Source organism: Streptomyces gossypii, assembly GCF_025165795.1.
GTDB lineage: Bacteria > Actinomycetota > Actinomycetes > Streptomycetales > Streptomycetaceae > Streptomyces > Streptomyces gossypii.
Genome location: NZ_JAJAGO010000010.1, coordinates 180,837 through 200,291 on the forward strand (window position 1 = coordinate 180,837; position 19,455 = coordinate 200,291).

22 protein-coding genes and 1 CRISPR repeat array are annotated in these 19,455 nt (G+C 71.1%); of the genes, 12 read left to right on the forward strand and 10 right to left on the reverse strand.

Features of this window, described 5'->3' with window-relative positions:
* The first annotated feature begins 131 nt into the window (after positions 1-131).
* Positions 132-881 (forward strand): SDR family oxidoreductase, encoded by a 750-nt coding sequence (locus LHJ74_RS21860; RefSeq protein WP_260219834.1) that lies wholly within the window; start codon positions 132-134, stop codon positions 879-881.
* A 320-nt stretch (positions 882-1,201) separates the two neighbouring features.
* Here the strand turns inward: LHJ74_RS21860 and LHJ74_RS21865 are convergent, their stop codons facing one another.
* Together LHJ74_RS21865 and LHJ74_RS21870 are read right to left on the reverse strand one after the other, a co-directional pair.
* Positions 1,202-1,786, reverse strand: a complete 585-nt coding sequence (locus tag LHJ74_RS21865) for a DoxX family protein (RefSeq protein ID WP_260219835.1) — start codon at positions 1,784-1,786, stop codon at positions 1,202-1,204.
* Positions 1,787-2,034: 248 nt separating this feature from the next.
* Positions 2,035-2,790 carry a type 1 glutamine amidotransferase gene (locus tag LHJ74_RS21870; protein ID WP_260219836.1) on the reverse strand — a complete coding sequence of 252 codons (756 nt, stop codon included), beginning with the start codon at positions 2,788-2,790 and terminating at the stop codon, positions 2,035-2,037.
* A 146-nt stretch (positions 2,791-2,936) separates the two neighbouring features.
* Here LHJ74_RS21870 and LHJ74_RS21875 point away from each other — a divergent pair, with 146 nt between their 5' ends.
* Positions 2,937-3,749 (forward strand): alpha/beta fold hydrolase, encoded by an 813-nt coding sequence (locus tag LHJ74_RS21875; protein WP_260219837.1) that lies wholly within the window; start codon positions 2,937-2,939, stop codon positions 3,747-3,749.
* Positions 3,746-4,480, forward strand: coding sequence for a hypothetical protein (locus LHJ74_RS21880; RefSeq protein ID WP_260219838.1), 735 nt, complete (start codon positions 3,746-3,748; stop codon positions 4,478-4,480). Before LHJ74_RS21875 ends, LHJ74_RS21880 begins: the two co-directional genes overlap by 4 nt.
* A 66-nt stretch (positions 4,481-4,546) precedes the next feature.
* Here the strand turns inward: LHJ74_RS21880 and LHJ74_RS21885 are convergent, their stop codons facing one another.
* A complete protein-coding gene (locus tag LHJ74_RS21885; protein WP_375546794.1) occupies positions 4,547-6,103 on the reverse strand; it encodes an SDR family oxidoreductase in 1,557 nt (518 codons plus the stop codon).
* A 136-nt stretch (positions 6,104-6,239) separates the two neighbouring features.
* Between LHJ74_RS21885 and LHJ74_RS21890 the strand changes: the two genes are divergently transcribed.
* Positions 6,240-6,833 (forward strand): GNAT family N-acetyltransferase, encoded by a 594-nt coding sequence (locus tag LHJ74_RS21890; protein ID WP_260219840.1) that lies wholly within the window; start codon positions 6,240-6,242, stop codon positions 6,831-6,833.
* A gap of 139 nt (positions 6,834-6,972) precedes the next feature.
* Here LHJ74_RS21890 and LHJ74_RS21895 read toward each other — a convergent pair whose 3' ends face one another.
* Complete coding sequence (locus LHJ74_RS21895) at positions 6,973-7,842, reverse strand: NAD(P)-dependent oxidoreductase (protein ID WP_260219841.1); 870 nt, start codon at positions 7,840-7,842, stop codon at positions 6,973-6,975.
* Between the two features lie 125 nt (positions 7,843-7,967).
* Here LHJ74_RS21895 and LHJ74_RS21900 point away from each other — a divergent pair, with 125 nt between their 5' ends.
* Positions 7,968-8,609 carry a TetR/AcrR family transcriptional regulator gene (locus LHJ74_RS21900; RefSeq protein WP_375546795.1) on the forward strand — a complete coding sequence of 214 codons (642 nt, stop codon included), beginning with the start codon at positions 7,968-7,970 and terminating at the stop codon, positions 8,607-8,609.
* 125 nt (positions 8,610-8,734) lie between these two features.
* Complete coding sequence (locus LHJ74_RS21905; protein ID WP_260219842.1) at positions 8,735-9,457, forward strand: SIR2 family NAD-dependent protein deacylase; 723 nt, start codon at positions 8,735-8,737, stop codon at positions 9,455-9,457.
* 87 nt (positions 9,458-9,544) lie between these two features.
* Here LHJ74_RS21905 and LHJ74_RS21910 read toward each other — a convergent pair whose 3' ends face one another.
* Positions 9,545-9,895: a DUF6415 family natural product biosynthesis protein gene (locus tag LHJ74_RS21910; protein WP_260219843.1), complete on the reverse strand. Its 351-nt coding sequence runs from the start codon at positions 9,893-9,895 to the stop codon at positions 9,545-9,547.
* A gap of 161 nt (positions 9,896-10,056) precedes the next feature.
* Here LHJ74_RS21910 and LHJ74_RS21915 point away from each other — a divergent pair, with 161 nt between their 5' ends.
* Together LHJ74_RS21915 and LHJ74_RS21920 are read left to right on the forward strand one after the other, a co-directional pair.
* Entirely contained in the window at positions 10,057-11,532 is a 1,476-nt protein-coding gene (locus tag LHJ74_RS21915) for an NsdA family TPR-like regulatory protein (RefSeq protein WP_260219844.1), read from the forward strand.
* Between the two features lie 97 nt (positions 11,533-11,629).
* Positions 11,630-12,118, forward strand: coding sequence for a hypothetical protein (locus LHJ74_RS21920; RefSeq protein WP_260219845.1), 489 nt, complete (start codon positions 11,630-11,632; stop codon positions 12,116-12,118).
* A gap of 16 nt (positions 12,119-12,134) precedes the next feature.
* Here the strand turns inward: LHJ74_RS21920 and LHJ74_RS21925 are convergent, their stop codons facing one another.
* Both LHJ74_RS21925 and LHJ74_RS21930 read right to left on the reverse strand, forming a co-directional pair.
* Positions 12,135-12,380, reverse strand: coding sequence for a DUF397 domain-containing protein (locus LHJ74_RS21925; protein ID WP_260219846.1), 246 nt, complete (start codon positions 12,378-12,380; stop codon positions 12,135-12,137).
* Positions 12,377-13,219: a helix-turn-helix domain-containing protein gene (locus tag LHJ74_RS21930; RefSeq protein WP_260219847.1), complete on the reverse strand. Its 843-nt coding sequence runs from the start codon at positions 13,217-13,219 to the stop codon at positions 12,377-12,379. The genes LHJ74_RS21925 and LHJ74_RS21930 overlap by 4 nt, the downstream gene beginning before the upstream one ends.
* A gap of 166 nt (positions 13,220-13,385) precedes the next feature.
* Here LHJ74_RS21930 and LHJ74_RS21935 point away from each other — a divergent pair, with 166 nt between their 5' ends.
* Positions 13,386-13,805 (forward strand): ATP-binding protein, encoded by a 420-nt coding sequence (locus tag LHJ74_RS21935; RefSeq protein WP_260219848.1) that lies wholly within the window; start codon positions 13,386-13,388, stop codon positions 13,803-13,805.
* Positions 13,806-13,888: 83 nt separating this feature from the next.
* Positions 13,889-14,222: a CRISPR direct-repeat array (repeat unit 29 nt; unit sequence CTGCTCCCCGCGCACGCGGGGATGGACCC).
* A gap of 26 nt (positions 14,223-14,248) precedes the next feature.
* On the opposite strand, the gene LHJ74_RS21940 is transcribed toward LHJ74_RS21935, so the two are convergent.
* Together LHJ74_RS21940 and LHJ74_RS21945 are read right to left on the reverse strand one after the other, a co-directional pair.
* A complete protein-coding gene (locus tag LHJ74_RS21940; RefSeq protein ID WP_260219849.1) occupies positions 14,249-14,551 on the reverse strand; it encodes a putative quinol monooxygenase in 303 nt (100 codons plus the stop codon).
* Between the two features lie 167 nt (positions 14,552-14,718).
* Positions 14,719-15,585 (reverse strand): AraC family transcriptional regulator, encoded by an 867-nt coding sequence (locus LHJ74_RS21945; protein WP_260219957.1) that lies wholly within the window; start codon positions 15,583-15,585, stop codon positions 14,719-14,721.
* A gap of 167 nt (positions 15,586-15,752) precedes the next feature.
* On the opposite strand from LHJ74_RS21945, the gene LHJ74_RS21950 reads away from it, so the two are divergent.
* Positions 15,753-16,430: a hypothetical protein gene (locus tag LHJ74_RS21950; RefSeq protein WP_260219850.1), complete on the forward strand. Its 678-nt coding sequence runs from the start codon at positions 15,753-15,755 to the stop codon at positions 16,428-16,430.
* A 55-nt stretch (positions 16,431-16,485) separates the two neighbouring features.
* Positions 16,486-17,073 carry an isochorismatase family protein gene (locus tag LHJ74_RS21955; protein WP_260219851.1) on the forward strand — a complete coding sequence of 196 codons (588 nt, stop codon included), beginning with the start codon at positions 16,486-16,488 and terminating at the stop codon, positions 17,071-17,073.
* Here LHJ74_RS21955 and LHJ74_RS21960 read toward each other — a convergent pair.
* Positions 17,042-18,412: an MFS transporter gene (locus LHJ74_RS21960; protein WP_260219852.1), complete on the reverse strand. Its 1,371-nt coding sequence runs from the start codon at positions 18,410-18,412 to the stop codon at positions 17,042-17,044. The genes LHJ74_RS21955 and LHJ74_RS21960 overlap by 32 nt on opposite strands.
* A gap of 79 nt (positions 18,413-18,491) precedes the next feature.
* On the opposite strand from LHJ74_RS21960, the gene LHJ74_RS21965 reads away from it, so the two are divergent.
* Entirely contained in the window at positions 18,492-19,397 is a 906-nt protein-coding gene (locus LHJ74_RS21965; protein ID WP_260219853.1) for a LysR family transcriptional regulator, read from the forward strand.
* The last annotated feature ends 58 nt before the right edge of the window (positions 19,398-19,455 follow it).

A 19,455-nucleotide genomic window follows, 5' to 3' on the forward strand; every position in this document is an offset into this window, starting at 1 on the left:
TCTTTTGCCGTTCCGGCGAAACGGGCGGCGACGGCCGGACCGTCCGGGTGGCTTCCCGGGGTGACCGGAGGGGAAGGACCTGCGGGGGGACGGGTGGCGACATACGGTCACGCGGCGACAGGAGGCCCAATATGGGTGCGCTGGACGGCAAGAACGCGGTGGTCACGGGCGGTTCCCGGGGCATCGGACGAGCCATCGTGGAGCGTCTCGCGGCGGAGGGCGCGACGGTGGTGTTCAACTACGCGCGCAGCACCGACGCCGCCGCGGAGGTCGAACGCGGCGTCCTCGATGCGGACAGCGGCGGGCGTGCGTACGGAGTGCGGATCGATCTGGCCGCCCCGGGAGCCGTGGGCGAGCTGATGGCCACCGCGGGGGAGCGGCTCGACGGCCTCGACATCCTCGTCAACAACGCGGCGGCGGATTTCGAGGCCGCGCCGATCGCCGAGACCGACGAGGACGAGTACGACCGGGTCATGGCGGTCAACGCCAGATCGGCCTTCCTGACCATGCGTCATGCCGCCCGCACCATGCGGGACGGCGGCCGCGTCATCAACATCTCCACCGGCAACACCACCCGTGCGGCCCCGGGCAACGCCCCGTACGCCGCCAGCAAAGGCGCGATCGAGCAGCTCACCAAGGTCGCGTCGATCGAACTGGGCGCCCGCGGCATCACCGTCAACGCGGTCTGCCCCGGCCCCACCGACACCGACCTGCTGCGCGGGGTGAACGAGGCGGCAGCGCTCGAAATGATCGCCCAGCACACACCTCTGGGGCGGCTCGGGCAGCCCGCCGACATCGCCGATGTTGTCGCGCTGCTGGCCGGAGACGGGGCGCGATGGCTCACCGGCCAGATCGTCAACGCCACGGGCGGCCTCTGCTGAGCCGCACGACTGTCTGGCCCAGCGGCCGCAGGACGTCGCGGAGGCGGGCGGGTCACGGTCTGCCGCGCGCGCTCGGCCTCGTCTGTGAGGCGGCGCGGGCGGCCACCGAGCCCGGTGGCCCGGCGCAGCTCGTCGAGCAGCGCTTCCGACTCCTCGTCCCGGTCGGCGGCATGGCGCTCGTCCCCGCGGTCGACCGCCGAGCTGATGGCGGCACGGGCCTGTCCGTCGAGCAACGGATCAGCGCTGGAGTCTGCGCCGCGCCCGCCGTCCTCCGCGCCCCTGGCGCCGACGCGCACCGACGCGCACCGACGCGCCGGCGCTCAGTGCGACCGCAACCGCGACCCCGCCGTCGCCCGGGCACGCTTGGCGCGGCGGGCGCAGTGGCTCGGGGACTTCTGGGCGTTGCGCAGACCGCCCTGGACGGAATTGCCCAGGCTCCCGACCTGCTTCCCCGTCGAGTGCGCGACGTGCCGGGCGTGCCAGCCGAGCGACGGCTTGCCCTCGGTGTCGGCGACTGCCAGCAGCAGCCCACCCGCGAGCCCCGCGTTCTTGAGGAAGTGGATGCGCTGCGCATCCCGTTCGCTCGCGTCCTCCAACTCCCAGAACTTGTGTGCGGACGCAGTCGTCGGCACCAGTGAGGCCAGCAGCACCGCGGCGGAGAACCGGGGGAACCTGCCGAGCGCCAAGGCCGTACCGGCGACGATCTTCGCCACGGCGTCCAGCTTGACCAGGGTCTCCGGATCGGTCGGCACGGAGTCGGGCAGCTTCTCGGAATGCGCTCCGATCGTCTTCTCCAGCATGGGCGCGGCCATGTCGGCATGGGCCTTGCTGTAGCGGAGGGCGTTGATGCCGCCGCTGATGAAGATCGTGGCCAGCAGCGGACGTGCGAGGCGGCGGAGGAGCATGTGAAGCACCTTTCTGTTCTGTCGGCATGCGCACGCATGCGGCACCGCAGGCGGCATGCCCCATGCGGTGCGACCGGTCACCCCGACCCGTCATCCCTACTCTGCCGAGACTCCGCCCACCCCGCATGTCCAGCGCCCGCGGCTGAGAGCCTGTCGGGTGCCCCCGTGCCGGGCCGCTACGCCCCGGCACGCACACTTTCGTCGTTGGACCGCGTCCTCTCTCCGGCCCGAGGCCACCCGACAGGCTCTCAGCCGGCCGTGCCGGTCACGACGCCCGCGAAACGGTGCGCCACCTCACGCCACACCGGCGTCGACGCCGGTTCGTCCCGCTCCGCCGTACGCCGCACCTCGTCCGGGTCGAACCCCAGCTCACGCAGCCTCTCCGGGGGCCACGTCCCGACCTGTGCCGCCGTGGCCTCCGGGTGGAACTGCACGCCCCAGGCGCGGTCGCCGTAGCGGAACGCCTGGTAGGGGCATCGTTCGCTCTCCGCCAGCCAGTGCGCGCCGGGCGGCAGCGAGGTGATGGCGTCCACGTGGTTCTCCACCGCCGTCAGCTGCTGCGGCAGGCCGTGGAAGAGCGGGTCGTCCGCCGCTTCGGGGCGCAGCGTGAGTGCGGTACTGCCCGATTCGGGCGCACCGTGGTCGGCCCGTACGGTGCCGCCCGCCACCTGGGCCAGCAGCTGCCCGCCCAGACAGATCCCGAAGACCGGCACCCCCGTCTCCAGCGCCTGCGCGACAAGGGAGCGGGTGGGCGCCAGCCAGTCGGCCCGGTCATCGGCGTCCGGCATGTAGCCGCCGCCGAGCACCATCACCGCCTCGTGCGCGAGCCGCGCGGGCAGAGGCGCTCCGGCGTACGGGTGGAAGACGTCCAGCTCCAGCCCCGCCGCTCCTTCTCCGGTCGCGGCTTCTCCGGCTGTGGCCGCTCCCGCGCCCTCGATCAGCCAGTCGCCGAACCGGCCCGGACCTCCGTTCGGACCGTTCTGCACCACTAGCACGCGTGTCATCCGTACGCCCCCTTCACGCCTCTCAAACCGTCTGGTCTCCACCACATTCGATCACCCGGACCTGAACCGCCTTCCTCCAGGCCGCCTGGTGAAACCTTTCGGGTAGCGGCGTCCGCCCCCACAGCCGCGTCCCATAGGGTGATCGCATGGCCACTGCAACCATCGACGGCATCTCCATCGGCTACGACGACAAAGGTGACCTCGACGGCACACCGCTGCTCCTCGTCCACGGTCACCCGTTCAACCGGAGCATGTGGCAGCCCCAGGCGGACGAGTTCACGGCCGCCGGATACCGCGTCATCACACCCGATCTGCGCGGCTACGGAGAGAGCGGCGTCGTCCCCGGCATCACCGGGCTGGAGGTCTTCGCCCAGGACACGGCGGGCCTGATGGACCACCTGGGGCTGGACCGGGTCATTCTGGGCGGCCTCTCCATGGGCGGCCAGATCGTCATGGACTTCTACCGGCTCTTCCCGCAGCGGGTAACCGGACTGATCTTCGCGGACACCTTCCCCGCCCCCGAAACCGCCGAGGGCAAGGTCTTCCGCAACACCATGGCCGACCGGCTGCTCGCCGAGGGCATGGACGGCTACGCCGACGAGGTCATCGACAAGATGGTCGCCCCCTACAACGTCGCCACCCTCCCCACCGTCGCCGGACACGTCCTGCGCATGATGCGCGGCACGCCCCCGGAGGGCGCGGCGGCGGCGCTGCGCGGCCGGGCCGAACGCCCCGACTACCGCGATCTGCTCACCACCGTGAGCGTGCCCGCGCTGGTCGTGGTCGGCGCCGATGACGAGTACACGCCGGTCAGCGACGCCGAGTTCATGCACCGGCAGCTCCCCGACTCCACCCTGGTGGTGATCGAGGGCGCCGCGCACATGCCCAACCTGGAGCGCCCGGACGAGTTCAACGCGGCCCTGCGCCCGTTCCTCGCCCGCGTCCAGGACGGCCGATGACGGCAGCGGCCGTCCCGCCCCCGCCTCCGCCGTCGCCCCGCCCGCAGCACCCGCTGCTCGGCATGCTCCTCGACGCGGCGGACGGCCGGTTCCCGGCAGCCGACGGAGGCGTAACCGTACTCCCCGCGATGCCGGACGGGCAGGAGTGTTCGGTCGCCTTCACCGGCCACGCGGTGATCGCCACCGCGCGCCCGGAGGCGGCCGTATGCGAGGCACCGGGCCCGCCCGACGGCCTCGGCGGCTCGCTGGCACCGGACTTCCTGCGCTGGCTGGCGGGCCCGCGCGGGCGGATAGTCCACCTGGACGTGACCCTCGTGGCACGCGGCACGGGGGACGACAGCGCCCCGCGCCTGCCCGAACGCCACGACCTCGACCGGCATCCCCGGGTGCGGCTGGCCCAGGAGCTGCGCACCGACGTGCGGGTGCACGGTGACGAACGGGGCCTGATCACCCTGGCCGACGGCCTCGCGGGCCGCCGCGAACTCGGCATAGAACTCATCGACGGCTCCGACGGCTCCGACGGCTCCGACGGCCACGGCCCCGGTCAGGAACAGGGCCGGGGGCACGGCCGCGCCCTCCTGCGCGACGCGCTCACCCTCGTCCCCTCGGGCGAACCGGTCTTTGCCGCCATCGCCCCGGGCAACGCCCGCTCCCTGCGCTCCTTCCTCGCCGCCGGGTTCACGCCTGTCGGCAGCGAGGTCGTGATCATCCCGGACCCGGAGCGGTACTGAACCTTCCCGCTGCCGCGAGACGCCCCCGGCGCTGAACAGCGCGCGGCGTCCGCGCGGCGTCCGCGCTCACCCTGCGGCCGCCTCCCGCTTCTCGGCCTCCCGCGCGATGTTGCGCGCCATGCCCCCGAACACCACCCCGTGGAAAGGCGAGACGCCCCACCAGTACGCCTGCCCGGCGAGCCCGCGCGGATGGAAGACCGCACGCTGCTGATACACCGTGCGTCCCCGTGCGTCCGGTACCGAACGCAGCTCCAGCCACGCCAGCCCCGGCAGCCGCATCTCCGCGCGCAGGCGCAGCAGCCGTCCGCGCTCGATCTCCTCGACCCGCCAGAAGTCCAGCGAGTCACCCACCCGCAGCCGCTCGGAGTCCCGCCGGCCGCGCCGCAGGCCGACACCGCCCACCAGCCGGTCCAGCTGGCCCCGTACTGCCCAGGCCAGTGGCAGGGAGTACCAGCCGTTCTCGCCGCCGATGCTCTCGATCACCTGCCACAGGGCCTCCGACGACGCGTCGACGAGCTGTTCCCTCTCGTCGGTGTAGAGGCTGCCGCCCGCCCAGTCAGGGTCGGTCGGCAGCGGATCGCTGGGTGCGCCGGGTACCGAGGCGGACGACCAGCGCGTGGCGACGTTCGCCTCCTGCACCCGTTGCAGCGCCAGTTCCACGGACCGGTCGAACGAGACCGGCGTGCCGGGCGGCGACGGCAGGTACCGCTCGATGTCCCGCTCCTGGCACACCACCTCGTGCCGCAGCGACTCCGCGAGCGGCCGGGCGATCGAACTCGGCACCGGCGTGACCAGGCCGACCCAATGGCTGGAGAGGCCGGGCGTCAGGAGCGGGACAGGCACGATCAGCCGCCGTCGCAGCCCGGCCACCGCCGCGTAGCGCTGCATCATCTCCCTGTACGTGCACACCTGCGGGCCGCCGATGTCGAACGTGCGGTTCAGCTCGGCCGGCAGCCGCGCGCAACCCACCAGGTACCGCAGCACATCCCGTACGGCGATCGGCTGGATCGGCGTATGGACCCAGCGCGGCGTCACCATCGCGGGCAGCCGCTCGGTCAGATAGCGCAGCATCTCGAAGGAAGCGGAGCCGGAGCCGATCACCACCGCCGCCCGCAGCACCGCCGCCGGTACGGGCGCGTCGAGCAGAACCCGGCCGACCTCCGCGCGCGAGCGCAGATGCGGCGACAGTTCGCTTTCGGGTACGCCCGCCGGAGTCAGTCCGCCCAGGTACACGATCCGCCGCAGCCCCGCCTCGGCGGCCTGCTCGGCGAAGGTCCGGGCCGCGCGGCGGTCGGTCTCCTCGAAGTCCCGCCCGCTGCCCAGCGCGTGCACCAGGTAGTAGGCGACGTCCATGCCCCGCAACGCCGCGCCGACCGACACGGCGTCGGTGACATCGCCGCGCACCACGGTGACGTCCGCCGCCCACGGATGGTCGCGCAGTTTCGCGGGTGTACGGGCCAGGCACACCACCTCGTGGCCCGCCGCGAGCAGTTCCGGCACCAGCCTGCCGCCGACGTAGCCGCTGGCGCCGGTCACCAGGCAGCGCAACGCCTTCGCGCCCTCTCCGGTGTCTTCCTCTCCTTGGGCGCTCTCCTCCCGCACGGACCGGGCTCCTCTCCGCATCCCTCGCTCACGACGGCCCCAACCCCAACGGCAGGCCACGGCGCCCACTGTGCCGCCTCGCGGCGGTCGGCCTGCGCTCCGCCGCACCGGAGAAACCGGTATGACAACACGTCCGGCGGTGGTGCAGGCTGCGAGGATGACCCACTCCGAGCAGCCCGCCCCGCGCCCCGACTTCCGCGCCAAGCCCACTCTCGACGGCGAACTGGTCGTACTGCGCCCGGTCACCGGCGCCGACGTCCCCGCGCTGCTGCCGATGCTGCGCGACGCGGAGGTGGCGTGGCTGACCGGGAGTCACGATGAGGGCGAATTCGAGGAGGCCCGGGCACGGGCCTGGTACGAGACCCGGGAAGACCAGGACGACCGGCTGGACCTCGCCGTCGTGGAGCGGGCGACCGGCCGCTGCATCGGCGAGGCGGTGCTCAACGAGTGGGACGCCGAGAACGAGAGCTGCGGCTTTCGTATCGGCTTCGTGCCGGGCGCGTTCGGACGCGGCCTGGGCACCGAGGCGACCAGGCTCATCGTGGGTTACGGCTTCGAGCGGCTGGGCCTGCACCGCATCTCGCTGGAGGTCTTCCCGCACAATCCCCGTGCCCGGCGGGTCTACGAGAAGGCGGGCTTCGTCGCTGAAGGGGTGCTGCGCGAGTCGTTGTACTGGGAGGGCGCGCGGGTGGACACCGTCTTGATGTCGATCCTCGCGCCGGAGTGGGCCCGGCACCACGGGCAGCCGTGAGCGGTCCTGACGGGCGCCCCGTACGCCGCCGCGCCGCGCCCCGTACGCTGCGCGCGGCGCCCCGCCCGTACGCTGCGCGCGGCGCCCCGCCCGTACGCTGCGCGCGGCCGTGCGGGGCACCCGTCGGCGCGGACAGGCCCTACTTCCGGGCCCCTCGCAGGGTCCCGGCCAGGCTGGTGAAGCTGTCGGCCCCGTGCCCGGCCGCCACGCCGCGCCGGAAGATCTCCAGCACGGCTTCGGGCAGTGCGGCGTCGATGCCCGCGTCCTTCGTCGTGTGCACGATGTGGTCGACGCTCGCCACGCCCATGGCCAGCCGGTCCACGTCCCCCGGGTGCTCACCCGCGTCGAGGCGGGGCGCGTAGAAGTCGAGGAACTGGTCCAGCGCCGCCGCGTTCTTGACGTACGGCAGAAGGTCCGTGGCCTTGATGCCGTGCGCCTCGGCCACCGTGAAAGCGTGCAGGCAGGCAAGCATCGAGGTCCGGAAGACATCCATGTTCAGCTGGTAGTAGAGCGCGGCCAGCCCCGCGTCCTCACCCCGGTAATCGGTGGCGGTGAGCACCTCAAGGGTGTCCCGGTGGGCCTCGAACGTCTTCCTCGGCCCGCTGTAGAGGGTCGAGAACTCCGGGTTCCCGATGCCCGAGGGCGGCGTCAGGACGCCGCCGGTGAGGTGCTCGGCGCCGTGCCGGGCCGCCCACTTTGCCGCCGCGCGGGCCTTCTCCGGGGTGTCGGAGGTGAGGTTGACGATCACCCGGCCGGAAAGTGAGTCGGAGACCGGCTCCAGGATCGCGTACATCGCCTCGTAGTCGGTGAGGCTCAGCACCACCAGCTCGTTGGCGGCCACTGCCGCACCGGCCGAGGCGGCGCGCACCGCGCCCTCGGCCACCAGCTCGTCGGCCCTGCTCGCGGTGCGGTTCCACACGGTCACGGGGTGGCCCTGGGCCAGGTACGCCCGCACCATCGCGCTGCCCATCGGACCGAGGCCGATGACGGTGACTGCCTGCTTGCTCATGAGATCCCCATTGCCGTCGCTGTCGATGCGCCGCCTGCGGCGGCACTAGAACGAACGCTCTAACTACTGACTGGGGCAGCGTAGCGCATCTCTAGAACGAACGCTCTATCCGGTAGAGTCACCCTGTGAAGACCACGACCGCTCAAGACGAGACCGCCGCCCCGCCCCGCAGGGCCGCCGCCCCGGCCCACGGCCTGAGCACGCGCGAGCGCATCGTCCGTTCGGCGTCGCTGCTGATGCAGCGGCAGGGATACGACGGCACCGGGATCAAGCAGATCTCCCGCGAGGCCGAAGCCACCCTCGGCTCCGTCTACCACTTCTTCCCGGGCGGCAAGCAGGAGCTGGCCGTCGCGGCCGTCCAGCACGGTGACCAGGAGTTCGCCGACGCCCTGCGCGAGGTCCTGGCAGGCGAGGACGACCCGGGGGTGGCCATCATCGCCTGCTGCCGCATGCTCGCGGACGGGCTGCGCGCGTCCGACTGGATCGAGGGCTGCCCGGTCACGGCCACCGCACTCGGCACGGCGGGCCGCGCCCCCGACATCCAGCAGGCCGCCGCCGAAGCCTTCGCCCGCTGGCAGGACCTGGTCTTCGACAAGCTCCGCCAGCCCGGGACGGGCATCGCCGAGGACGACGCGCGCGACCTCGCCTGCACGGTCATCAGCACGCTGGAGGGCGCCGAACTGGCCGCCCAGGTCTCCCGTGACGACCAGCCCCTGCGGGCTGCGGGCAAGCACCTGTCCCGGCTGATCGGCTCCTACCGGGCCTGACCGCCGCGCCGTCCGATGCCCGCCCGCGCTGCCGCGCCGTCCGAAGCGCGCCCGCGCTGCCGCGCTGCCGCGTTCCCGCACCGAAAGCGTTCGCCCCGCCGCGCGCCGCCGCATACGCTCGCCGCATGACTCTCGTCGCGATCCTCAGCGGCGCCGGGATCTCCACGGACTCCGGCATCCCCGACTACCGGGGCCCCAACGGCCTGTGGCGCCGCGACCCCGGCGCCGAGAAGCTGGTGACGTACGACGCCTACATGAGCGACCCGGATGTCCGCCGCCGCTCCTGGCGCATGCGGAGCGAAAGCCCGACGCTGCGCTCCGAGCCGAACGCCGCCCACCGCGCCGTCACCGACCTGGAGCGCTCCGGGACGCCCGTCCGCGTCCTCACCCAGAACGTCGACGGGCTGCACCAGCTCGCGGGCACCTCCGCCCGCAAGGTCCTCGAACTGCACGGCACCGCCCGGACGGTCCTGTGCACCGAGTGCGACGCCCGGACCCCGCTGGAGGAGGCGCTGGCCCGCGTCGCGGCGGGGGAGGAAGATCCCCCGTGCCTGGAGTGCGGCGGCATCCTCAAGACGGCGACGGTGATGTTCGGCCAGCAGCTCGACCCTGAGGTGCTGGGGCAGGCGATGGCCGTTGTCAAGGCGTGCGACGTGTGCGTGGCCGTCGGTACGACCCTCCAGGTCCAGCCCGCAGCCTCCTTCGCCGCTGTCGCCGCCGACCACGGCGCCCGCCTCGTCATCGTCAACGCCGATCCCACGCCGTACGACGACCGTGCCGACGAGATCGTCCGCGAACCGATCGGCACGGCCCTGCCCGCCCTGCTCCGGCAGTACCACGCCGCCTGACGCGCGCGGAAAACGAGCGTGGCGTACTACGGCCACCTGGTGGCCGTAATCCGCCACGCTTTTCGCCGTGGGGCGCTGAGCCCCCTGTCACCGGTGCTCCTCCAGATATCCGAGGAGCACCCGGCAGTCCGCGACGAGGTGGCGTACCTGCACATGCGCGGTCAGCGGATCCGCACCCGGCGCCTGCCCCAGCAGACGCCGGATCGCCTCCAGCCTTCCGCGCCGCAGGTTCCAGGACAGCGAGCCGCGCCACAACCCCTCGACCACCGCTTCCGCATCCGGGAGCAACTGCTCTGCGTACTGACGTAACTCTCGCTCCAGCGCAGCCAATTCCGGCCGACCGGGCAGTGCCAGGGTCTCCAGCGCACGGTCTATCAGGGCCCGGAGGGCGTCGGCGGGTACTGGAGCGGGGGCGTGCTCGGGCGCAGTGGAGGACACGGAGGCTCCCGGCGTCGACGGTAATCGGTATATCGGAAGGCTCCTCTCGTATGCCTGATTTCGGGATGACCGCCAAGGGTTACCGAGCCGGTAATACAGTCAGTAGTGTCAACGGTGCGCTGCGGAGTGTGCCGAGGATCGCCCAGGAAGCCTGACAGCTTATGGACAGTACTTCCGGTCCGCTCACCCCCGACATCCTCAGCCGAGAGGACCTGCGTCGCGCACTCGGCGAGCACGACTTCGCGGCGGCGTTCGCCCTGATGAAAAAATGGGGCGGACTCTCGCAGAACAGGATCGCAGCCGCCTGCCGGCTCACCCCCGGCAAAGTCTCCTCGATCCTCAACGGACAGCAGCGGGTCACCTCGATAGACGTGATCCGCCGCATCTCCGACGGGCTGCGCATCCCCGGCCACATGGTCGGCCTCGCCCCCCGTCCCTGGGAATCCTTACCCGAACGGCCGAACGACGGCGACCCAGCGCCCCCCAACACGCCGACCTACGCGCAGGCCGACGAGGACGCCGTACCGTGGCGGCCGGACGTCTCCGCAAGCATGGCCGCCGCACTGACCAGGAGCGACCTCGTGATGGACCGCCGCGCCGCGACGCGCGCCCTCGCAAGCGCCGCAGTCACCGGCGCGCCCCTCCTCGAAGCGCTCGACGGCTGGCGCGTCCCCGCCGTCCGCGACGAGAGACCCCGCCGCTCCGCCCGCCCCGGCAGACTCGGCGCCCGCGAGGTGGACGACCTGGAGACCACCGCGCGGGCCTTCCGTCAATGGGGCCGCAACGGAGGCGGCGGGCTCCGCCGGAAGGCGGTTGCCGGACAACTCGCCGAGGTGTCCGCCGCCCTGGACGAACACCAGGCCCCGGCCATCGAGCGCCGCCTGCACGCCGTCATGGCCCAACTCGCGGGCACCGCCGCCTCCATGGCATGGGACGTCGGCCAGCAGCGACGCGCCCAGGACTACTACCGGCTGGCCCTGCGCGCCGCACACTCGGGCGGCGACACCGAGTTCGGCGCGAACGTACTGGCAGGCATGGCACGGCAGATGCTCTACCACGACCGGCCGCACGACGCCCTCGAACTCGTGCGCCTCGCGCAGGACGGAGCACGCGGCAACGCCACCCCACGGCTGCTCGCCATGCTCCACACCCGGGAGGCGTGGGCGCTCGCCCACATGAACCGCCCGGCGGCCTTCCGGCGCGCGACGGAACAGGCGGCCGGAGCCCTCACCGATGCGGCAGGCCTGGCCGACGAGCCGTACTGGATCGGCTACTTCAACGAGGCCGAATTAGCCGGGGTCACCGGCGGCAGACTCCTCGACCTGGCCCGCACCGAACCACGCGCCTACGCCGAACAAGCCGCCGACCACATCCGCACAGCCCTGGAGCAGCGAGGAGCGGAAGCGGGCCGCAGCCACGCACTGGACTGCATCGGCCTCGCCGAATGCGCGTTCCTGCTCGGGGACACGGCGGCGGCGACGGAACACACCCGCGCCGCGATCGACGCCTCCGCCCGCCTCCCCTCCGGCCGGGTCCGCTCGCAACTTGCCCGGCTCTACCCGTACACGGTCGGCGACAGCGTTCCCCGGGGTGTCGCCGACGTGCGAAGTAGCATCCGAACCCTGCTGACCGCATGAAAAGAGTCTGATGATCGTATGAGAGCCTGCTGGCCGCGCGAAGGGCTTGCTGACACGCGTGACGAGCCTGCCGGCATCATGACGAGGAAGGGCAACCATGACCACAGTCGCTGTGACCGGGCATATGGACCTGACCGACGCCTCGGTGCCCCTGGTGCGGAAGAAACTGGCGGAACTGCTGGCCGCGTACGACCCGGCCGCCCTCGTCGGGGTCTCATGCATCGCGCGCGGAGCCGACAGCCTCTTCGCCGAAGCGGTGCTGGCGGCAGGCGGACGACTGGTGGTCGTACTGCCCTCACGCGACTACCGGCAGACGAAGGTGAAGCCCGACCATGCCGCCACGTTCGACCGGCTCGTGGACGCTGCGGCGGAGGTGCTGGTCATGCCGCACGACACGGCCGACCGCGAGGCGTACGAGGCGGCGAACCGCACCCTCCTGTCCCGCGCGGACCGGCTGATGGCGGTATGGGACGGCAGCCCCCCATCCGGCCGCGGCGGCGGCACGGCGGACGTCGTGGCCCAGGCCCAGGCCGCAGGGCTCCCGATCGACACCGCGTGGCCCCCTGGCGCCAGGCGTACGCTTTGAACAGCCGAGCCCTTACTCAGGCCGCACCATGGCACGTCAGCAGAAACGCGTCCCACGCCTCCGGAGACACGGCAAGCTGCGGCCCACCCACATCCTTCGAATCCCGCACACGCACGACCTCGGCACACGCGGCGACCTCGACGCAGTTGCCGCCGCCACTGCCGCTATAGCTGGACTTGCGCCAGGCAACAGCGACTTCGACGCAGTTGCCGCCGTCGCTGCCGCTGTAGCTGCTCTTGAACCAGGCCAGCTCGTCGCTCATAGCTCTCCTGCCACGCGATCGATCAGACGTGCGGACTCCTCAATGTTGAGGGCCTGCGAGCGCAGCTTGCCATACCGGAGACCGAAATCACTGACCGTGCTTGCCTCTGTGATCACCAACCCGGTGTCCTGCGACTCCAGATAGGCCACTCGCCGGTGTTCCTGCGTCTCCAGCAGCACCATCGAACCGTTGAGGCCCGGATGCATGCCAGCGACCGCCGGAATCACCTGGATCTCCACATTCGGCAATTCGGTGACCTTCAGCAGATGGCGGAGCTGCGCCTTCAGCACATTGGAGCCCCCCACCGGATTGCGCAGGACCGGCTCCCAGAGCACAAACGAGAACTGCACCATCGGCGTTCGAGTGAGCAGCTTCTGCCGCTCCATCCTCGCTTCGAGGTGCTGCTCGAACAGTTCGGGCTCCAACTGCGGGACGTGGCCGCTGAACACCGCCCGCGCGTACTCCTCCGTCTGGAGCAGGCCCGGCACGAGCTGGGGCTCATACTCGAAACGGCTCACCGCCTCCAGTTCGATCTTCGCGAAGTCCTGGAAGAAACGCGGCAGCTTGGCCAGTTCCACCTCTTCCTGCAACGCCATCAGCGCACCCCGCGCACCAAGCACCCGCTCGGCCGCCTCCGTGAACGTGTACTTCGCGGGGCGGCGGCCCTGCTCGATGGAGGAGGTCTGCTCGTAGGAGTACCCGATGCCGTCAGCCAGCGCGGTCTGGGTCAACTGGGCCTGCTCACGGAAGAGTTTGACCAGTCGGCCGTAGCAACGCCACGCCTCCGGCCGGTCGTCCTGCTGCTGTGACTGCATCTTCTTCGTCGTCTGGCGGCCCATGCCCGCCACCTCCACGTCTGAACGGTCCGGCTCGTACGTGTCCCGTACCAGCCCGTACGTCACAGATCGGTACACCGGACTGATCTGGCCACTCTAGACGGAGTGACGGGATGGTCACCCTGTGAAGTCAAAAACTCCCCCCGCCGTCCCTACCCGGCTCTTCTGCATGCGCTTCAGCTCCACCCGTCGCGGCGCCCGCCTCGCCCGCCACCTGGCGGCCGACCGCCTGGACGCGCTGGGGCTTCCGTACGACAGCGTGCCCACCCGCACCGTCGAACTGATCGTCGGCGAACTCTGCGCGAACGCGGTCCGCCACGGCTGCGTATCCGGGCGGGACTTCGAGCTTCAGATCGCCGTCCTGCACAGCGTGATCCGCATCGACGTCTCCGACGCCCGCCACGAGCAGTACCCACCGACCACCGCCGAACTCCCGCCCGCCCACGCCGAATCGGGCTACGGCCTCCTCCTGGTCTCCACCCTCGCCACCCGCTGGGGCACCCACCCCCGCACCCCAATCGGCAAAACGGTCTGGGCCGAAGTCGACCTGTCCCCGGGCGCCCCCACATGCGCTAGCGTGAACCGATGACCAACCGCGCGGCCGATATGTCGCATTCCCTGAAAGTGAATGAAACCGGCCTCCCCTCCGGATAAACCCCCAGGTCACCCAGCCTGCTCCCCGCGCACGCGGGGATGGACCCATCGCCCTGGTCCTGTTCGTCGGCAACCCGCTCTGCTCCCCGCGCACGCGGGGATGGACCCGTGGGGTCAATCTTGCGCCGCGTGCCTTCCTTCTGCTCCCCGCGCACGCGGGGATGGACCCGTCACCAAGGCGCTCGGCTTCCCGCGGCGCAACTGCTCCCCGCGCACGCGGGGATGGACCCAGGGTGAGGACGGCTGCGGATCCCACGATGGTCTGCTCCCCGCGCACGCGGGGATGGACCTGAGGCCAACACCGACGGCAACAGCCGCTTCTACTGCTCCCCGCGCATGCGGGGATTGGGGCTGACTACGGCGTATGCGGCCGGTGGGTCAGTGGAGGCCCAGGCCGCCGCGGACGGTGGTTTCCTGGCTGGTGAATTCGCCCGTCAGCATCGGCATCGCCTCGTTGATGGCGGCCTTGGCCTCGGGGAGTTGGAGTGACGCGTCGTGGCGTTCCTTGGTGTGCCAGACCTCGGTGACCCAGATGGTGTCCTGGTCCGTTTCCGACACGCTCACGACGTACAGGTCGCAGCCCGCCTGACGCAGGCTGTCCGCGTTGCGCAGCAGGATGGACACGACGTCCTCGCGGTGTCCGGGCTTGGCCTTCATCGAGCCGATGTAGCCGTACGTCATGATGCCTCCGCTCTCCTCCGGGCCTCGACAGCCCTTCCCCGCACCCTGTCACGGATCTTCCCCGGGATCCTGGACTCGGACCCGGATCCCCGTGATCGGTCGACGGAATGGACGCTTCCGCAGCGGAAAGCTGGTCATTCCGTCGACCGATGCACGGCCTGCAAGGCCTACGCGGAGGGTTCGACCGGGATCCAGAGTTCCGCGTCCGCTTCCGTGGCGTCCGGGGAGAGGCGGGTGCGGAGGATCTCGGGGCCCGGCACGCTCTGGTAGGGGTTGGAGGGGAACCACTGGGTGTACACATCGCGCCAGAGGTACTGGAGCGTCAGGGGGAACGGACCCGAACTCTCGAACACCGCCCAGGTCCCGGCCGGGACGAGGAGCGTGTCCATGTCCTCCGGTGCGGGGGCGCTCGTCGCCACGCCGTGGTGGTAGTCGAGCTCCGTGCCCTCCGCGCGGCTCTCGGCGATGTCGCTGGTCACGGCGACGATCCCGCTCGGCTCCTGGTCGGACAGCTCCTCCATGCGCCGCAGTGTCTCCGGCTCGATGCTCCGTATGAAAGCGACGATCGCCGGGTTCAGGCCCTCGTGTACGAGGGGGACCCGAGCCTTCTTGCCGACCACTCGGAAGGCGTCTTTCTCGACTATCCGGTACCGCATGCTGCTGTTCCCTTCGACGGTGAGGCGGAAGGACATCCGTGGCTGGGCGTGCAGTGCCGCCCTGGTTCGCCTGGCTTCCGAGGGGCCCACGCCGTGCATTGCGCGGAACGCACGTGCGAACGCCTCGCCCGAGCCGTACCCGTAGCGCACTGCGATGTCGAGCAGTGTCTCCGTCCCGGCGAGCACTTCGGCGCCGGCGAGCGTGAGCCGTCTGCGGCGGATGTACTCGGACAGCGGCATGCCCGCCAGCGCGGAGAACAGCCGCCGGAAGTGGTACTCCGAGGTGGCGGCGGTCCGTGCGAGCTCGGCGGCCTCGATGCGCTGATCGAGGAGGTGCTGCTCGATGTACTCCATTGCCTGGTTCAGCCGCTCCAGCACACCGGTCTCCTTCCCTTTGCTGTTCACTCACGCTAGGCCCGGCGCGTACCGGCGCACCCGACATCCTGTGCCCGGCACGGTCGGGTGCCGGGGCGGGTGCGGGTGCGGGGCGAGCGGGCCGCAGGTAAGGGGGAGCCCGGTGCGCGGGTGGTTGGTACGGTCCCGGCATGTCTGAAGATCTCACCGCAGAATCCGGTCCTGTCACCGCCGACGATGTCGTACTGGCCGTCCGGCTCGCTGTCGACACCCTGCGAACGGGGGTGGAGACGGGAGCGGACTGGTCCGCCAAGGCCGGTTCGCTGGAGTGGGACTGCTGGGAGACCGTCGAGCATCTGGCCGACGACCTGCTCCAGTACGCGTCCCAACTCGGCCCGCAGACGCCCGCGCTGGACCGGAACATCGCGTTCACCTGGTTCCCCAGGCGGCAGGGCGGCCCGTACAACATGGTCCATGTCGAGCGAGAGGAGGGCCCTGGTCCGGCCGGTCTGCTGGAGGTGCTGGAGGCGTGCGGCGCCCTGCTGGCGGCCATGGTGCGTACGACCCCGCCCGAGGTACGTTCGTACCACACCTTCGGGGTGTCGGACCCGGAGGGTTTCGGCGCCATGGGCATCGTGGAGACGCTCGCGCACACCCATGATGTCGCCGGCGGGCTCGGACTGGCGTGGGAGCCGCCCGCGGACCTGTGCGCACGTGTCCTGCACCGGCTGTTTCCCGACGTCCAGGCCGGGCCCGACGCCTGGTCCACCCTGCTCTGGGCCACCGGCCGCATGGACCTGCCCGGCCGCCCCCGCCGTACGTCCTGGCGGTGGGACGGCACCTCGAGGGCGGACAAGGACCCGGTTTAGGGAGCGAAGGCGAAACCCGGTGGAGGTGCGCGGCTGCCATGGTCATGATGGCGGCATGAGTAACCGCGCGTTTCCCGTAGAGGCCCTGATCGTCGTGGACGTCCAGTCGGCTCTGGTCTCCGGTGACGGGGCAGTGCCCGAGGCGGCCCGCCTGCTGGACCGTACGGCGGACCTCATCGCGCGGGCCCGGAGCAGCGGGGCGCTCGTCGTTCACGTGCAGAACGACGGGCAGCCCGGGGAGGACGTCGAGCCGCACACGCCCGGCTGGGAGCTCCATCATCCCGTCGAGGCGGGGCCCGCGGAGGTCGTGATCCGCAAGACCGTGGACGACAGCTTCCAAGAGACCGCGCTCGCAAGCCTGTTGACCGGCGCTGACGTGCGGGCACTCGCCGTCTGCGGCGTGATGTCCGAGATGTGTGTCCAGGCGACGGCCCGTACGGCCCTGGAGCTGGGGTACCGGGTGATCCTGCCGTACGACGCCCACGCGACGCACGACATACCGGCGGCACCGGGGATAAGCGACGTGGTTCCGGCGGCTGTGGTCTCACGGGTCGCGGGATGGGCCCTCGGCGACGAGGCCGAGATCACCGCGCGGGCCGCGGAGGTCGGGTTCACGGCCCCGGGCTGCACGGACAGGCTCTAGCCTTGCCGTTTCGGTCGGAGGAGGCCGGAAGCGGGGATGCCTGAAGTGGGGATGCCTGAAGTGGGGATGCCGGAGGTGGGGAGGAGCCAGGGTTCTGCCTACTGGGGACTTCCGTGTCCGGGTGCCTGCGGCACCGGTCCGCGCGCTCGCGGACGCCATCACGTCGGGCGAAAGGCACGACAACCATGATCAGGGCCGCGGCCACGGCGTAGGCGCCGTTGACGGCCAGTGCTTGGGAGAACAGCCCGACGCCCACAGCACCCACGCCGGTGCCCGCGTCGTAGGCCATGTTCCAGGCGGTGCTGGCCGTGCCGTTGCCGCTCGGTCCCGCGCGGCGGAACATCACCACCAGGGTGTCGTTCTGGAGGGCACCGAACCCCAGTCCGTAAACAGCGGCCGACGCCACAGCCAGCAACGCCGCACCCGGCACCGCGCTGGTCGCCAGGGCGAAGCCTCCCGTCCCCAGTGCGCACGCGAGCACACCCGGAACGAGGAGAAGTCCCACTCCCGCGCGGTCACTCCACACGCCCGCCGCCCAGCGCCCCGCGATCACGGCGGTGGAGAGCACGAACAGTGCGGTCGGGGCGGCCGTCGGGCCCTCCATGGCCAGCGGCAGGAAGGAAGTCACGCCGCCCAGGGCGCAGGCGGAGACGATCAGCACGGTCCACGGGCCGGCCAGCGGGCGAAGTCTGCCGACGGTGCCCTGCGCGACCAGGCCAGCTTGCGGCCGAGGTTCCTCCACGCGCTGGCCTGTCATCATCGCGGCGAGAGGAGCCGCCAGCACGCTCAGGGCTCCCGTGGCCAGAAAGACCGGAGTGAACCCGAAGCTCTCGGCGCACCACACGGCCAGGGGCAGGCAGATGACCTGGGGCAGGCCGACAGCGATGCCGTACCACCCGACAGCCCGGCCTCGCTGCCGGGCCGGTACCAGTTCGGCGACCAGCGCGCTGCCGGCGACCGCGACCATCCCGAAGCCGGCACCGCGCACGGCCGAGACCGCCAGGACCCAGGCCAGGCTGGAGGAGAACACATAGGCGAACGTCGGCAGTCCGAGCAGCAATGCCCCGGACGCCAGGATCCGGCACAGCCCGAACCTCCGCAGCAGACGGCCCATGACCAGTTGCACGGCCACGGTCGTGGCCATCGTCACGCCGGTGGCTGCTCCCACCCCGCCATGCCCCGAGCCGCCCTCGGCCGACCACAGGGAGGCGACGGCCAGCAGGGGTGCGTAGTTGGAGAACGTTCCCAGTGTGGCTGCCATCAGCAGCAGGAAGTCCCGCCCGCCGAGCCCGGTGGGATCCTGCTCCGCTCGATGCCGAGATGCGGTGAAGAGGGCCATACCAGTGTTGTACGGGCCGCACATCGATCACGTCCAACGAACGTTATCGATCGATTCGATCGAAGAGTACGATCGGTCCGTGGATTTGAAGCACCTCTCGACGTTCCTCGCGGTCGCACGCCACCTGAGCTTCACCCGCGCCGCGCAGGAACTGGACTATGTGCAGTCCAGCGTCACCGCCCACGTCAAATCACTCGAAGCCGACCTTGGCATCCCCCTGTTCGAGCGGCTGGGCCGTCGCGTCGCCCTCACCGACGCAGGCCGTGAACTGCGATCGCAGGCGCAACTCCTCCTGAATCAGGCACAGCAGGCCCGGGAGGCGGTCCAGGGCGCAGGCAGCGACACCCGCCAGATGAAAGGCACCCTGCGCATCGCTGCCCCGGAGAGCCTGTGCGCGCACCTGCTGCCTCCCGTGCTACGCGCGCTCCAGGAGCACTACCCCCTGCTGCGCGTCGTGTTCGGCCCCGCCGGCAGGACCTCCCTCATCACCTCGCTGAGTGAGGGCACCCTCGACGTCGGATTCCTCCTGGAGGAGCACGTACTGGCCCCGATGGCCAGTGCGGAACGCCTGGCTGAAGAGTCACTGCTGCTGGTCGCCCACCCCGGCCACCGGCTCCTCTCCCGCCCCCGCGTCCAGACAGCCGACCTCGCCCGGGAGACGCTCCTGCTCATCGAGCAGGGATGCGCCCAGCGAGACATCATGGAACGAGAACTGGCGCAAGCTGCCATCCATCCGGCAACTGTGGAGTTCGTCAGCGTGGAGGCGCTCAAACGTTGCGCAGCCGCCGGCCTGGGAGTCGCGATTCTTCCCGCCGCAGCCGTCGCCGACGAGGTAGCCCGCGGCGATGTCATCGTCCTGCCGTGGACCTCCCGACCGGTCCTCGGCGTCTATCTTGTCCTCCACAAGGACCGCCGCCGCACAGCGGCTTTGCGAACCTTGGCTGCACTGGCCCGAGAGCATTGGGCACCCGACTCGGAGACGTGACCTCCGCCTTGCCGCCTTGCCCGCACTGCCCCGGCCGAGTGCCGGGGAGCCGGGGTGA